The sequence below is a fragment of the Acinetobacter lwoffii genome (genome assembly GCF_024129855.1).
Classification (GTDB): domain Bacteria; phylum Pseudomonadota; class Gammaproteobacteria; order Pseudomonadales; family Moraxellaceae; genus Acinetobacter; species Acinetobacter lwoffii_L.
The window spans coordinates 98,078-113,163 of sequence record NZ_JAMXXC010000002.1 but is presented as its reverse complement, the minus strand read 5'-3'; the positions used below and the strand labels follow the sequence as shown (position 1 = coordinate 113,163).

Annotated in this window: 12 protein-coding genes and 1 tRNA gene; 7 read left to right on the top strand and 6 right to left on the bottom strand. The window is 42.5% G+C overall.

The annotated features are described in order from the left end of the window. Positions 1–67 precede the first annotated feature (67 nt). The 4 genes from ftsH to NI465_RS02285 all read left to right on the top strand — a co-directional run bounded on the left by ftsH (position 68) and on the right by NI465_RS02285 (position 4,031). Positions 68–1,957 (top strand): ATP-dependent zinc metalloprotease FtsH, encoded by a 1,890-nt coding sequence (gene ftsH, locus NI465_RS02300; RefSeq protein ID WP_004280565.1) that lies wholly within the window; start codon positions 68–70, stop codon positions 1,955–1,957. A 106-nt stretch (positions 1,958–2,063) separates the two neighbouring features. Beyond that, positions 2,064–2,678, top strand: coding sequence for a GNAT family N-acetyltransferase (locus NI465_RS02295; RefSeq protein ID WP_180086298.1), 615 nt, complete (start codon positions 2,064–2,066; stop codon positions 2,676–2,678). Positions 2,679–2,756: 78 nt separating this feature from the next. After that, positions 2,757–3,608: a dihydropteroate synthase gene (gene folP, locus NI465_RS02290; protein WP_180086296.1), complete on the top strand. Its 852-nt coding sequence runs from the start codon at positions 2,757–2,759 to the stop codon at positions 3,606–3,608. 108 nt (positions 3,609–3,716) lie between these two features. Then, positions 3,717–4,031 carry a DUF5713 family protein gene (locus NI465_RS02285; protein WP_005265862.1) on the top strand — a complete coding sequence of 105 codons (315 nt, stop codon included), beginning with the start codon at positions 3,717–3,719 and terminating at the stop codon, positions 4,029–4,031. A 30-nt stretch (positions 4,032–4,061) separates the two neighbouring features. Here the strand turns inward: NI465_RS02285 and NI465_RS02280 are convergent, their stop codons facing one another. From NI465_RS02280 to NI465_RS02270, 3 genes are all read right to left on the bottom strand, one after another. Beyond that, entirely contained in the window at positions 4,062–4,748 is a 687-nt protein-coding gene (locus tag NI465_RS02280; RefSeq protein ID WP_253144162.1) for a hypothetical protein, read from the bottom strand. Between the two features lie 91 nt (positions 4,749–4,839). Beyond that, positions 4,840–4,925 (bottom strand) — tRNA-Leu (locus NI465_RS02275). 170 nt (positions 4,926–5,095) lie between these two features. After that, on the bottom strand, positions 5,096–5,824 hold the full coding sequence (locus tag NI465_RS02270; RefSeq protein ID WP_253144323.1) for a hypothetical protein: 729 nt from the start codon (positions 5,822–5,824) through the stop codon (positions 5,096–5,098). Between the two features lie 174 nt (positions 5,825–5,998). On the opposite strand from NI465_RS02270, the gene NI465_RS02265 reads away from it, so the two are divergent. Next, complete coding sequence (locus tag NI465_RS02265; protein ID WP_004280554.1) at positions 5,999–6,505, top strand: hypothetical protein; 507 nt, start codon at positions 5,999–6,001, stop codon at positions 6,503–6,505. A gap of 42 nt (positions 6,506–6,547) precedes the next feature. On the opposite strand, the gene NI465_RS02260 is transcribed toward NI465_RS02265, so the two are convergent. The 3 genes from NI465_RS02260 to NI465_RS02250 all read right to left on the bottom strand — a co-directional run bounded on the left by NI465_RS02260 (position 6,548) and on the right by NI465_RS02250 (position 9,328). After that, positions 6,548–6,826, bottom strand: a complete 279-nt coding sequence (locus NI465_RS02260; protein ID WP_253144160.1) for a hypothetical protein — start codon at positions 6,824–6,826, stop codon at positions 6,548–6,550. A gap of 62 nt (positions 6,827–6,888) precedes the next feature. Beyond that, entirely contained in the window at positions 6,889–8,211 is a 1,323-nt protein-coding gene (gene paeA, locus NI465_RS02255; RefSeq protein WP_005106343.1) for a polyamine export protein PaeA, read from the bottom strand. A 127-nt stretch (positions 8,212–8,338) separates the two neighbouring features. Next, positions 8,339–9,328 (bottom strand): LysR family transcriptional regulator, encoded by a 990-nt coding sequence (locus NI465_RS02250; RefSeq protein WP_004280551.1) that lies wholly within the window; start codon positions 9,326–9,328, stop codon positions 8,339–8,341. A 660-nt stretch (positions 9,329–9,988) separates the two neighbouring features. Between NI465_RS02250 and NI465_RS02245 the strand changes: the two genes are divergently transcribed. Together NI465_RS02245 and NI465_RS02240 are read left to right on the top strand one after the other, a co-directional pair. Beyond that, entirely contained in the window at positions 9,989–11,590 is a 1,602-nt protein-coding gene (locus NI465_RS02245; RefSeq protein ID WP_253144158.1) for an isocitrate lyase, read from the top strand. 257 nt (positions 11,591–11,847) lie between these two features. Further along, positions 11,848–14,943 carry a multidrug efflux RND transporter permease subunit gene (locus NI465_RS02240; RefSeq protein WP_180086286.1) on the top strand — a complete coding sequence of 1,032 codons (3,096 nt, stop codon included), beginning with the start codon at positions 11,848–11,850 and terminating at the stop codon, positions 14,941–14,943. The last annotated feature ends 143 nt before the right edge of the window (positions 14,944–15,086 follow it).

Genomic DNA, 15,086 nt, shown 5'->3' with positions numbered 1-15,086 from the left:
ACAGCTTAAGTATTAAGGTCACCCTGAACAGGGCATGATCAAATTAGATTGGAATGGGAATAAAGCTTTGAGCGATCTTTTTAAGAATGCCGTATTGTGGCTCGTGATACTGGGTGTGCTGGTGTTAATCTTCAGCAACGTCAGTGACCGCAATCAACCGACTACAATGAACTACTCAGAGTTTGTTGCCGCGGTCAATGCTGGCCAAATTAAACAAGTTGTGATTGACGGCGAAAGAATCCGTGGCGAAAAATCGAACGGTTCAGAGTTTGAAAGTATCCGTCCGGCAGTTCAGGATCCTGAACTGATGCCAAGCCTGATTAAAAATAATGTTGTGGTTGAAGGTGAAGCACCACAACGTCAAGGCTTGCTCATGCAGTTGCTTATTGCAAGTTTCCCTGTACTTTTAATCATTTTGTTATTCATGTTCTTTATGCGCAACATGGGTGGCGGTGCAGGTGGTAAAAACGGCCCAATGAGTTTTGGTAAATCTAAAGCCAAAATGCTGTCTGAAGACCAGATTAAAGTCACTTTCACTGATGTTGCTGGTTGTGACGAAGCCAAGCAAGAAGTCGTTGAAATCGTAGATTTCCTGAAAGATCCAACCAAATTTAAACGTCTGGGTGCGAGTATTCCACGCGGTGTGTTAATGGTCGGTCCTCCAGGTACGGGTAAAACCCTACTTGCCAAAGCCATTGCCGGTGAAGCGAAAGTTCCATTCTTTAGTATTTCAGGTTCTGACTTCGTTGAGATGTTTGTCGGTGTCGGTGCATCCCGTGTTCGTGACATGTTCGAACAGGCGAAACGTCATGCGCCATGTATCATCTTTATTGATGAGATTGATGCAGTCGGTCGTCATCGTGGTTCAGGTACTGGTGGTGGTCACGATGAACGTGAACAGACACTGAACCAGATGCTGGTTGAAATGGACGGCTTTGAGGGCAATGAAGGCATTATCGTGATTGCTGCAACCAACCGTGCAGATGTACTGGATAAAGCACTTCTTCGTCCAGGCCGTTTTGACCGTCAAGTTGTGGTTGGTTTGCCAGACATTAAAGGTCGTGAACAAATCCTGAATGTACATTTGAAAAAATTGCCTTCAGTGACAGGTGTGGATGTTAAAGTTCTTGCACGTGGTACACCGGGCTTCTCGGGTGCGCAATTAGCAAACCTGGTGAATGAAGCTGCTTTATTTGCTGCACGCCGTAACAAAAACACCGTCGATATGCATGACTTTGAAGATGCAAAAGACAAGCTGTATATGGGGCCTGAGCGTAAATCGATGGTACTTCGTGATGAAGAGCGTCGTGCGACGGCTTATCATGAAGCAGGGCATGCGATTGTTGCTGAAAGCTTGCCAGGTACAGATCCTGTGCATAAGGTGACAATCATGCCACGTGGCTGGGCTTTAGGTGTTACCTGGCAGCTGCCTGAATTTGACCAGACCAGCCATTACAAAGACAAAATGTTGAATGAACTTTCGATTTTGTTTGGTGGCCGTATTGCTGAAGAAGTCTTCATTAACCAGATGTCGACCGGCGCTTCAAATGACTTCGAACGTGCAACCAAAATGGCACGTGCAATGGTGACCAAATATGGTATGTCGGACAAACTCGGTGTCATGGTCTATGAAGAAGATGCACAGCAATCTTTCATGGGCAGTATTGGTAGCCGCAGTATTTCGGAAACCACACAACTAGAAGTCGATCGTGAAATTCGTCGAATTCTAGATGAGCAATATAAAATCGCACGCGATATCTTGGAAAGCAAAAAAGATATTGCCCATGCGATGGTGAAAGCCTTGATGGAATGGGAAACCATTGATCGTGATCAAATCCGTGACATCATGGAAGGTCGTGAGCCTCAGCCACCAAAAGTCTATGTTGCAGATAATCCTGTGATTGATGTAACGCCAGATGATGGTCCGTTGACTCCTCCGCCATTGCCAGCGAACTAAGTTCAATAAAAAAACCACCTTCGGGTGGTTTTTTTATGCTTGTCATTTTTGTCATATCTTTTTGAATGTTATATTGAGCTATTAAAAATGAATAAGAAAAACAAAAATGAATATACCTGTGCTGGAATCCAGTGTTTACCAGCTTCGTCTTGAACCGTTGAGCTGGGAACATTTTTCTGATTTAGCCATCGCATGCGCTGAAGAAAATTTAGGCGAGATTTTATATAACTCAGTGCCTTATCTGCATAACTTAAAAAAATATTTTTCGCAGGCCTTTGAACAGCAAGCTCAAGGTGAAAGGATGGCTTTTGCTGTGATCGATTTAAACTCCGGTCAAGCAATTGGAACTACCAGTTATCATGATATTAAGACGGAAATTCCACGTTTTGAAATTGGTTATACCTGGTATGCCAAGGGCTATCACAGAACTTATGTAAATCGCGCATGTAAGTATCTCTTGTTAAGACATGCTTTTGAAAGTTTAAACGTTCAGGTTGTCGGCTTTCGGACTGATCACTTGAATCTTCCTAGCCAGAAAGCGATTGAAGGAATAGGTGCCAAGCGGGATGGCATTATCAGGTGTCATATGCTGCGTAAAGATGGACAGACTATTCGAGATAGCTACATCTATAGTATTTTAGAAAGTGAATGGTCAGATGTGAAAACATTATTACAAACTAAGATGATGCAATATTCCCGAAATAATTACTTCGAAATCTAGGTCCTGGCCTTATTCATCTTTGCTTTAATTAACTATCCATAAGACAATATCGGGGTTATTTTAAGTGAGTATTGAATCATGCAGCTGATGCCTTTGTTACCACATGTATGGACATTTGGTGATTTAAAATTGGACTTATCCCAGCCGCATGTAATGGGGATTCTCAATGTCACCCCGGATTCTTTTAGTGATGGTGGCTGGCATAATCAAAAAGAAGATGCAGTCGCCCGCGCACTGGAAATGATGGCTGAAGGCGCAACCGTCATCGACATTGGGGGTGAATCGACCCGTCCAGGTGCAGCAGCAGTAGAAGTGGAGGAAGAAATTCGCCGCGTGGTGCCTGTGGTTGAAGCTTTATCCAAACATAATATCATTCTCTCGATTGATACGTCGCAACCTGAAGTCATACGCGCAGCAGTTCAGGCCGGAGCGCATATCTGGAATGATGTCCGTGCTTTGACTCGGCCGAATGCATTGCAGACCGCAGCAGAGCTGAATATTCCAGTGATCATCATGCATATGCGCGGTGAACCGACCACCATGAACAATCTGGATCAATATGAAGATGTCACTGCTGATGTGATTCGTGAGTTATCCCAACGCGTTCAGGATGCCTTGGATGTGGGAGTGAAAGCGGAAAATATCATGATTGATCCAGGTTTTGGTTTCGCTAAAAATGCCCAGCAAAATCTCAAGCTGTTGCAAGAGTTTTATAAACTGACAGAAATGGGCTATCCGATTTTGTCTGCTTTATCTCGTAAACGCTTTATTGGGACAGTTCTAGATGGTGCAGCACCGCAAGAGCGTGCAATAGGTTCGGCAACAGCGCATTTGTTGAGTATTCAGCAGGGTGCATGTATGGTACGGGCACATGATGTTAAGGCTACAGCCGATGCGATTAAAGTCTGGCAAGCCATGCAAATGGCTTAGAAAGCGAGGCTGGGAAATCCCTACATTGGCAATGTTGTTTGGCTTTTAAGCAACAATATGCTATATAGGCACGCTTAGATTAGATAGTCATCCTTTAGAGTGCCTGTAATGTTTGCAGATTTACTTCTCCCCATGTTCGATGATGAGTATTATCCCGATATTCTGGTTGCTGAAATCAAGCAGCACATCGAACGTTTTGCCCAAAAAGTCGCTAAATCAGGTTTGTCAGATCAAGAGATTTATCAGCTTGCCAATCTGACTGTGGCTGATATTAATGTCATGAAACCTCAGTTTGAAGATCTGGATTCATCTCTGGATGATAGTGCTGCAGATTATATTGCCGAAGCCATGATGATGGTGGTGCAAGAACAAGGTCTGTTCGATATTGAAATGGAAGAGCTAATTACCAATCGTGAATGGTGATTTAAGAAAACCCTGCAGATGCAGGGTTTTTTATTGTCTATTGAAATAATCTTTAAAGTTATTAAAGCGAATCGAGCCTAATAATTGTTGCTCTTCATTCATGCATTGCTGATAAAGATTCTGGTAATAAGCCTGCAGATTTGACTGACCCTGAATCTGTTGTGGTGTTTTGGATCTGGACTGTTGATAAGCCCAAAAAGCCAGTTGCCGGAGTTTCTGCAACCTGATTTGATCAATTGCACTACAGGAACTTTTAAATAAAGGTTCCAAGATCACAGCGCCAAAAGAGGATAGCGCTAAAATGATCATGCTGATAATAACCAGCACATCCGAATGAATCAGATAGAAGTTGAGCAATAAGCATAGAAAAATTGGAATTTGCAGATAGAGACAGTTTTGCAAATGCTGACTATAGGCTTTGGAGCTGAATTTCGCCTGATATTGTGCATACCAGATATAGGGATACAGTAGTGCCATCAGTACAATTAAGGTGACATTAAAGGCAATCGTGGCATTTTTAAAAAAATAATATTCCAGAAATACTGAGCTGATACTACAGGCTATACAGACCAGAAGAGACAGTAAATTAATCGCGATAACAAACTGGATATTTTGCAGGGCATTAAATTTGAAGCGGCTATAACGCAGCTTCAGGAAAAAAGCGTCTGGATGACGTAATTGTAATGTAGCGAGATCGAAGTGTTTTAATTCTGACATGGGGATTTCGCGTTAAAAGAATAAAATGCAGGCACAAAAAAACCAGCCTAATGCTGGATTTTTTATTGCACCATTTTAATAAATATTAAAATGGTGCCCGAGGCCAGACTCGAACTGGCACGCTTTGTGGGCGGGGGATTTTAAATCCCCTGTGTCTACCGATTTCACCACTCGGGCATGTGCGCAATAATAGAGGACGAAATAAAGCTTGGCAAGCAAATTTCTAAATGATTGCTTTCTTTTCAAGCAATTCCGTAGCTTCTATTCTAAAAACCAGCAAATCAACGTTTTTTAAAAGTCAATATTTGCAGATCTTTAAGACGACCAATGAAAAATGATAGAGGGAACTATGAATTCTCATCCAGATAGCTGTCGACATCTAGATGCTTGATCGTTTTACAATATTGATGCTCATATTTCAGTAGCCGCGTATATAACCCGGCAAAGTGATTTAATTGCTGTTTTAGTTCGGCATGCCGAGGATCATGGCTTGAATAAAAACGTAATTTTAGTCGGATCAGACAGGTCTGTTTATAAGCCCAAAAACAGATTTTACGTAATTGTTGTAGCTGATAGTGCTCAGTATTTTTGCTATTTTCCTTGAATAAATTTTCCCGATAAAAGCGCACAAAGCCAAAGCTCACGCCAAAGAAGAATAAGCTCCACATCAGCAAACTGCTTTGTATAAAGACCGGATTTAAGGCTTGCATCAGAATCACAATAGCCATCTTGATCGGGGTATGCCGTAATAATTGATACAGCGAATAAGAAGAATGCTGAATCTGGTACAGAATCAAGGTGAGACTCAACATCAGGAACAGTAGAATGGCCAACATGGCATAACTCTGCGCCTGAAATTCACTGATTTGCACAAAAGATTGCTGTACGAAATCTCCTAACATCAAACTGATGGGAACAAAAATCATGGCGGCCAAGGCCCAAGGAATTAAAAGCTTGGCTTTACCCCAGATTCCACGGATTTTAATCTGACTGTAAAACAGGTAATTTCCTTTAAATGCAGTCGGATATTGGCGCTTAAGTTGCTGTAGCAACAAAGTCACTTGCGTAGTGGGCATCATCCAGAGATTAATTTAATATATAGATGAAGCACTATAGTCGATTTTGCGCAAAATCGCAGAAGAAATGCAGTTTCAGAACGTAGCACTGTTTTAATCATGAAGATTTTAGTTTTTTAGCGACGAATTATGCGAAAATAGCCGATTCAAGATTTATTTTTTTAAGGACAGTTTATGACTGATCAATCTCCTCAGGCGTTAAGCGACATCGAAATTTTAGACATCCTGCAAAGTATGAAAAAGGATGAGCTAAATACTGAGGCGCAAGCAGCAATTCGTCAGGGTGGTAAAGCTGGTCGTCAGGAAGCGCATAAAGCAGCCTTAGTAGCATTGAATCAGTCATTTGAAGACAAGTTTGTCGAAGCCGTATCTTTGGCTTTGGGTCTAAATGCAGCACAAATCAAAAAAATCCGTTATAAAAAAGACCGGATCCGTATTTTAAAAGCGCGCGGTATTGATTATATGGCAATTGATGGTGCTGAAACTGCACAGGTACTGTCACAAATTGCCCAAGCAATTGTGCGTGAAGATGCAATTGTCACCCATGACCTGCATAATATTTTCCCATTCTGGAAAGAAGGCTGGCCTATGGTGCAATTCGATAATGCCTACAAAATTTTAGAAGATGATATCCAGATTCACTATCAAGCCGTTCTTGAGGCTTTATTAGCAAAAATCTAAGCTGTAACTAGATATAAACAAAAGCATCTTCGGGTGCTTTTTTTAATCACGATACATCAGTGCAATCAGCCAACTGATGGGCAAAATAAATAAACGCCACCAGGTAATCAAGGGCCAATAAAAATACTCTCCAAATCTCAAGGTGGAGTCGAATCCTTGACGGCGACGTTCATGTGGGTAGGGAATAATGAAAACCGTTAAAGCCATCAGAATGATGGCTGAGAGTAAAAGCAGGGGATTCTGTTGTTTGGCAAAGAAGAAGTAAAACAAATACAAGGCTGAATAAAAAAACAGACATGCCAATAATGCAGAAATATTCATCACTCACCTTATGATTTTTTTATTAGAATAATTTTTACTATTTCTTAGAAGGAAGAACCAGACTAATCTGATTCTTCTTGAATAACTGAATTGGTTTCGATCAAGCGGGTCACCAGTAACTGGTCAATTTTAAAATGATCGACATCCACCACTTCAAACTTATAAGCCCCAAATATCACGGCATCTGCAGGACGTGGAATCTTGCGTAATTTATACATCATGAAGCCAGCGATGGTTTCATAATTTTCATCATCAGGCATTTCATCAATTTCAAGCGCATGCTTGATATCTTCAATCGGTGTACTGCCTTCAATCAACCAGGAATTATTGTCACGTTTAATAATTTGCTGATCTGCTTCAATAGGCGTCACCCAGTCACCCATCACGGTAATCATAATATCGGATAGGGTAATCACTCCGACTACCAGCGCATATTCATTAATGACGACGGCAAACTTTTCCTTGGTAGAGCGGAAACGATCCAGAACTTCCGATAAAGTCAAAGTATCAGGAATGGTCAACACATTACGGATGGTATTTTCATTGAGCTGCAGCAGCGACTGGTTGTTCAGAATACGCACCAGAATGTCTTTGGCATCGACATAGCCAATCACACTGTCGATGTCATTGCTACATACCAGAAACTTGGAGTAGGGATATTCTGCCAGCTTTTGCCGAATACTTTCTTCCGGTTCATTCAAGGTGAAGAACACCACATTTTCACGTGTGGTCATACTTGAAGGTACGTTACGCTCTTCAAGTTCAAATACATTTTCAATGAAATGGTGTTCCTGCTTCTGGAGTACACCGGCCTGTGCACCCGCATCCATCACTGCAGAAATATCATCAAAAGTAATATTGTCATCACGGATGGTATTTACTTTAAACAGACGGAACAGCATGTTGGCAATCGCGTTAATAAACCAGGCCAAAGGTTTACAGACTTTAATGAAAATCTGAATTGGCTCGATGACTGAGACTGCGATCTTTTCTGGCGCAATCATGGCTAGACGTTTCGGCATCAGGTCTGCAAATAAAATAAATAAAGAAGTGACGACCGTGAAGGAGAGCGCAAAGCTGATATTTTCAGCCCAAGGTCCCTGGTAAAAGCGGGAAACGAAATTATAAATATAAGGACGGAAGGCGCCTTCACCTAAAATACCGCCGAGAATGGCGACTGCATTTAAACCAATTTGAGAGGCTGCAAAGAAATCCGCAGAATTTTCTTGTAGATCTAAAACTTTTTGAGCGCGATGATCACCCGACTCAGCCAGAATTTTGAGTTTGACTTTGCGGGCACCTGCGAGGGCGATTTCAGTTAAAGATAAAAAACCGGCCCCCGTGATGAGTATTAAGATAATCACGATATTTTGTAAGAGGCTCACAAATCCACCTGTGGATGAATAGTATCTTGGGATATTTTTAACACAAAAAAAGACTTGAGGTGTAACAATGACATCTCAAGTCTTCGAAGTATAATCTTAAAAAATAAGAATTTAGAAGATTTTGAGTTTAATAATGTGAAAATTGAGAATTATTGCTCAGGAATTCACGGTTTTCTTCTTCAATCATCTGGCGGGCGACATATAAAATCAGCTGACGTAACCAGCGATGCGCCGGATGATGATGCAATAAAGGACACCATGCCATTTTCAATTCAAATTCAGGAATATAAAACGGCGGATCTTTGAGAATTAAATTGTGATTCTTGGCTTGCAAACGTGCAATGCGTGAAGGCAGTGTTGCGACCAGATCGACATTGGCAGCCAATAACCCCGGCATCTGGTAGTGACGGGTAAAGACTGAGATTTTACGTTTCTGGCCAATACGTTCTAAAGCCTGATCGATCCAGCCTAAACCGGCCTGTTTTTCAGGATTTACCCCGAAGCCAACACCCATACCGGTTTTGGAAACCCAGATATGCTGTGCATCCAGATAACTTTTAAGGTTTAAGTTGCTTGCGGCAGGATGCTTGTTATTTAAAAGGCAAGAAAAGCTGTCACGCCAGACCAAAACCTGATGAAAACTTTGCGGGATTTCATTAAAACGGTTGATTGCCAGATCGACCTTGCCTTGTTCCATGTCACGATATGACACGTCACTTGGCGTCAGGAAGTCTAATACCACGTTCGGTGCTTCTGAACGTAGGGCTTTAACCAGACGTGGAACCAGCGTGGCTTCTGCATAATCCGAGGTCATGATCCGGAAGACACGATTTGAGGTATATGGACGGAACTCGGTACGTGGTTCCAGGATCATCGACAGATCAGCGAGCGCATCTCGAATGCGGGGCTGCAATTCTAAGGCACGTTCAGTGGGTGTCATGCCTTCAGAAGAACGAATCAGGAGAGGATCATTAAATAAATTGCGTAATCGGCGTAAGATGTTACTCATGGCAGGCTGGGTAACGCCCAGTTGTTCTGCTGCACGTGTGACATTTTTTTCGCGAAGAAGTACATCAAGATAAATTAATAGATTGAGATCGACCCGCTCCAGATTCATAAAAGAAATACCGAGAATAAATACAAGAAATTATGAAGATTATGCCATAATTGCCGGGCCTTGTGTAAAGCGTCGATGAAAAAAGCCATGTGCTCACTGGTAAAGTTTACAAAATTAACACAGGCTTAAGCTCCATTATTCAAAGTGTACATAAGAGAAAAGATGCACGTTAAATAGAATATCATTTAGCCTTTTTATAGAGGGAAATGAAAACCATCTTTTCGCTTTAAAAGAACATGAGAAAGGCTGTTCTTACGTTCAGTATTTGAGTGAAAAGTACACTAAATCGAGAATTCATCAAGTTGAATAAATCATCAAAGATCAGTATTTTTTAAAGATAAAAGGGCATAAACCCCATATCCAGACTTAAGTCTAATGAATTATTTTTAAGCAACATGTGGAAATTTTATCCATTTTTATTTTTAAATAAATATATATAAAACATAATCTTAATTTAATCTATCAAGATTGTAATAAGACTTTGATCTACTCATTTTTTAAATAAATACTGAAGATTCTTGCAGACTATTGGATTAATTTTCATAAGCCCACTAATCTTTAGCTATCCCAACGGATCGTCGAAAATCTGAACAAGTCATTGAGGGTGTGATTTGAGCGGTTCGTTGCAGAAAAATCCTAATATTATTACAGGAATATATCATGACTACATACCAAACAGCGATTGATGCAATCCGCGAATTAAAAGCTAAATTCGGTAACACTTGGGCAGACATCAGTCCTGAAGATGCTGCGCGTATGCAACTTCAAAACCGTTTCAAAACTGGTTTAGACATTGCGAAATATACAGCGGCAATTATGCGTCGTGATATGGCTGCTTATGATGCAGACTCTAGCAAATACACTCAATCACTAGGTTGCTGGCACGGTTTCATCGCGCAACAAAAAATGATTGCGAACAAAAAATACTTCGGTACAACTGAACGTCGCTACATCTACCTTTCTGGTTGGATGGTTGCAGCGCTTCGTTCAGAATTCGGTCCACTTCCTGACCAATCTATGCACGAAAAAACGTCTGTTCCTGCATTGATCGAAGAAATCTACACATTCTTACGTCAAGCTGACGCGAAAGAATTAAACGACTTGTTCCGTGCACTTAAAAAAGCACAAGAAGCGGGCGACACTGCTAAAGCATCTGAAATCACTTCACAAATCGACAACTTCCAAACTCACGTTGTGCCAATTATTGCGGACATCGACGCTGGTTTCGGTAACGAAGAAGCGACTTACTTACTTGCTAAGAAAATGATCGAAGCGGGTGCTTGTGCACTACAAATCGAAAACCAGGTTTCTGATGCGAAACAATGTGGTCACCAAGCTGGTAAAGTAACAGTTCCACACGAAGACTTCATCGCGAAAATCCACGCTCTTCGCTATGCATTCCTAGAAATGGGTCTTGATGACGGTATCATCGTTGCACGTACTGACTCTGAAGGCGCTGACTTGACTCAAAAAATCCCAGTGGTTAAAGAGCCAGGCGACATCGCTTCTCAATACATCAGCTACTTAGACACAACTGAAATCGACATTTCAGAAGCTCAAGAAGACGAAATCCTGATCAAGCGTGATGGTAAACTTCACCGTCCTAAACGTCTTGCTTCTGGTCTATACCAGTTCCGTGAAGGCACTCAAATCGACCGCGTTGTACTTGACTGTGTAACTAGCCTACAAAACGGTGCTGACCTTCTTTGGATCGAAACTGCGACTCCAAACGTTGCTGAAATTGCTCACATGGTTAACCGTGTACGTGAAACAGTTCCAAATGCGAAACTTGTTTATAACAACTCGCCTTCGTTCAACTGGACTTTAAACTTCCGTCAACAAGCGTATGACCGTTGGGTTGCTGAAGGTAAAGACGTTTCTGCTTACGACCGTGCTAAGTTAATGAGCGCTGAGTACGATGCAACTGAACTGGCTGCTGAAGCTGACGAAAAAGTTCGTACCTTCCAAGCTGATGCTGCTCGTGAAGCGGGTGTGTTCCATCACTTGATCACACTTCCGACTTACCACACAGCTGCGCTTTCTACTCATGAGCTTGCTCAAGGTTACTTCGGTACTGAAGGTATGTTGGCTTATGTTGCTGGCGTACAACGTAAAGAAATCCGCGGCGGTATCGCATGTGTTAAACACCAAGCAATGGCTGGTTCTGACATCGGTGATGACCACAAAGAAATCTTCGCTGGTGACAATGCATTGAAAGCTGGTGATGATTCTAAAAACACAATGAACCAGTTCAGCGCTTAATCCGCTTAATTGATTCACCAAAAAACCCTGCATCTGCAGGGTTTTTTGTTTGGAAAAATGCTATTAATAAATAGGGAAGAGCAATCTCAAGAACGTGCTCAAGAGGGATAATCCATAATTTCTCCATGATTGGTTTTTATCGCAGTTTTTATGTGTTTAATTCTTGCATTCTAGTGCTATGTCACTGAATATTTGGATATAGCATGCTTATGTTCTGCATCAATTTACCCCTATTTAATTAAAAGTGACCCGGACTTATGCTGTCTAAATTTTTTATCCACCGCCCGATCTTTGCTGGGGTACTGGCGATTGTTGTCATGGCAATCGGCTTGTTCGCAGTGATGAACCTGCCAGTGGAACGTTATCCGGACATTGCCCCGCCAAGGATAACGGTGGCAGCAACTTATAGCGGTGCTTCTGCGGAAACTGTGGAAGAAAGTGTGACTCAAGTGCTGGAACAGCAAATCAAAGGCATTGATCATCTGCTGTATTTCAGTTCGAGTAGTGATTCTTCAGGGCGCAGCCGGGTCAGTATTAGCTTTGAAAATGGCACCGACCCAGATACCGCACAGGTTCAGGTACAAAATGCGATTAATGGGGTACTAAACCGATTACCGGAAGATGTACAACGCCAAGGCGTTAATGTCTTTAAATCGCTCGGTGATACCCATATGGTGATCAGCCTGTATGATGAATCGGGGCGCAGCAACAATATTGAACTTTCCGACTATCTGATGACCCATCTGGAACAGGACATTTCCCGGATTGAAGGCATTGGTGAGGTTGATGTTTTTGGTTCACAATATGCGATGCGGATCTGGCTGAATCCGGTAAAATTAAAACAATATAACTTGATGCCAAGCGATGTGCGTGCTGCGATTGAAGCCCAGAATACTCAGGTCGCTGCTGGTGCGATTGGTGATCTTCCCGCCATAGACGAGCAATACCTGAATGCCAAAGTTACTTCGGGTTCACGGCTAAAAACCGTGGAAGAATTCCAGAATATTATTGTCAAATCGGATCGTGCCGGCAGCTTTATTTATTTGAAAGATATTGCGCGGGTAGAACTGGGTGCTGAAAATTATCAGTCTTATAGTACCAATAATGGTTATCCATCGGCAGGTCTGGGTATTTCGCTGGCGTCAGGTGCCAATGCCATTGCCACCTCTAATCTGATTAAAGCTGAAATTGCCCGTATTTCCCAGCAATTGCCTGAAGGCTATAAAATTGCCTATCCACGTGATAATACGCCTTTTGTACAAGAATCAATTAAAGAAGTGGTCAAAACCCTGATCGAAGCCGTGATTTTGGTCATCATTGTGATGTTCATTTTCTTGCAGAACTGGCGTGCCACCTTGATTCCTACCGTGACTGTTCCGGTAGTGATTTTGGGTACCATGGCGGTGCTGTATGCACTGGGTATGAGTATCAACACCTTAACCTTATTTGCGCTGGTTCTGGCGATCGGTCTGTTGGTGGATGATGCGATTGTTGTGGTGGAAAACGTTGAACGATTGATGCATGAAAAGCAACTGTCCGCCAAAGACGCTGCCCTGGAATCCATGCAGGAAATTAGTGGAGCACTGATCGGAATTACTCTGGTTTTGACCGCAGTCTTTATTCCGATGGCTTTCTTTGGTGGTTCGACTGGCGTGATCTATCGCCAATTTTCTATCACTTTGGTTGCGGCCATGTCGCTGTCCTTAATGGTGGCATTGATTCTAACGCCAGCATTGTGCGCGCTTATTCTAAAACCGAATCCTAAACCGGCAAAATGGGCGTCCTGGTTTAACCAGAAACTGGATCATTTAAAACATCGTTATCTGAATTTGTCTAAACTCACGATTCAGCGTCAGGCAATCTGTTTGCTGCTGTTTGCCGGATTGATCGGTGTGTTTGCGCTGTTCTATCGTGCCTTGCCGACCAGTTTCTTACCGAGTGAGGATCAGGGGATCTTAAGCTTGCAAATCAAATTGCAGGAAGGCGCTCCGATGAAAAATACCATTCAGATCGGTGAAGAAGTCCGTAAGTATTTTCTGGATCAGGAACAAGCTAATGTCAATCTGGTGATGATCCGTTATGGGCGAAATTTCTCTGGAACTGGTCAGAACCTCGCGACCGGTTTTGTAGCGTTGAAACATTGGGATGAGCGTTCCGGTCAGGACAATACTGCACAATCGATTCGTGAACGGGCTTTGAAGCATTTCCAGAGTAATCGCAATGCACAAATTAATGTGTCCATGCCAGCTTCAGTCAATGGTCTGGGACAAACCGATGGTCTGGATTTCTGGATTCGAGATATCAATGGCAATGGCCGGCAATATCTGGAACAGCAATTTAAAGCGCTGGAAGCTCGGGCGGGCAACTATACAAGCTTTGAAAATCTGGGCAAGCGTTCTAATCCTGACAAAGCAGAACTACGTGTCAATATTGATCAGAAACAGGCCATGGCCAACGGCCTGACTCAATCGGCAATCAACAGTACTTTATCCAGTGCTTGGGGCGGCAGTTATATCAATGACTTTATTGATCGCGGCCGGATTAAACGGGTGATTATGCAGGGTGATGCTGAATTCCGCTCTAAGCCGGAAGATCTGGCACAGTGGCATGTACGAAATGACCAAAATCAGATGGTGCCTTTCAGTAACTTCTCGCAAGTGGGCTGGAGTGGTGGTCCTGAAGTGGTCAACCGCTTTATGGGGTATACCGCATTGCAAATGGAAGCCGATCGGGCCAAAGACAGCAGTTCCGGCCAGGCCATGCAAGATGTGGAAGCTTTAATTGCCGAGCAGGAAGGGGTGGATGTGGTCTGGAGCGGTCTTTCTTTCGAGGAAAAACAGTCCAATAATCAGGCGATCTGGCTGTATCTGATTTCAATTGGCTTTATTTTTCTCTGCCTGGCAGCTTTATATGAAAGCTGGAGCATTCCAACCGCCGTGATGTCAGCTATTCCACTCGGAATTGGCGGCAATATTATTTTCAGTTATCTGGCTGGTTTCCCGAATGATATCTATTTCCAGATTGCCTTGCTAACCACCATCGGTCTGTCCTGTAAGAATGCCATTCTGATTGTGGAGTTTGCTTCGTTAGCGCAGCAACAAGGAAAATCGGTAGTAGAAGCGGCACTAGAAGGTGCCTCTTTACGCCTACGTCCAATTTTGATGACTTCTTTGGCTTTTGGCGCAGGGATTTTACCGCTGGTCTTTGCTACAGGCGCAGGTGCGGTGAGTCGTCAGGAAATTGGCGTAAGTGTATTTGGTGGTGTTATTTTTGGAACTTTGCTGGTGCTGATTTTTATTCCATTTATGTATGTTTTAATTCGTCGACTTATCATCAAAAAATCGCGTGCTTAAAACAAAGGAAAACTCTAGAGCTAAAAAATCCTCGTTTATACGGGGATTTTTTTATCCTTAAGATTAATCCAATGGCTGGTTGAGTCTGCAGTATGGTGTGAAAATTGCTATAGAAATCATCTATTCATAGAAGAATGCGTCGT

Bases quoted from the DNA above. Each gene is read 5' to 3' on its own strand.
- NI465_RS02285 (WP_005265862.1), top strand. From the start codon at position 3,717: ATGTTTGCAGATTTACTTCTCCCCATGTTCGATGATGAGTATTATCCC.
- NI465_RS02295 (WP_180086298.1), top strand. From the start codon at position 2,064: ATGAATATACCTGTGCTGGAATCCAGTGTTTACCAGCTTCGTCTTGAA.
- NI465_RS02265 (WP_004280554.1), top strand. From the start codon at position 5,999: ATGACTGATCAATCTCCTCAGGCGTTAAGCGACATCGAAATTTTAGAC.
- NI465_RS02280 (WP_253144162.1), bottom strand. From the start codon at position 4,748: ATGTCAGAATTAAAACACTTCGATCTCGCTACATTACAATTACGTCAT.
- NI465_RS02245 (WP_253144158.1), top strand. From the start codon at position 9,989: ATGACTACATACCAAACAGCGATTGATGCAATCCGCGAATTAAAAGCT.
- NI465_RS02260 (WP_253144160.1), bottom strand. From the start codon at position 6,826: ATGAATATTTCTGCATTATTGGCATGTCTGTTTTTTTATTCAGCCTTG.
- NI465_RS02240 (WP_180086286.1), top strand. From the start codon at position 11,848: ATGCTGTCTAAATTTTTTATCCACCGCCCGATCTTTGCTGGGGTACTG.
- folP (WP_180086296.1), top strand. From the start codon at position 2,757: ATGCAGCTGATGCCTTTGTTACCACATGTATGGACATTTGGTGATTTA.
- NI465_RS02250 (WP_004280551.1), bottom strand. From the start codon at position 9,328: ATGAATCTGGAGCGGGTCGATCTCAATCTATTAATTTATCTTGATGTA.
- NI465_RS02270 (WP_253144323.1), bottom strand. From the start codon at position 5,824: ATGCCCACTACGCAAGTGACTTTGTTGCTACAGCAACTTAAGCGCCAA.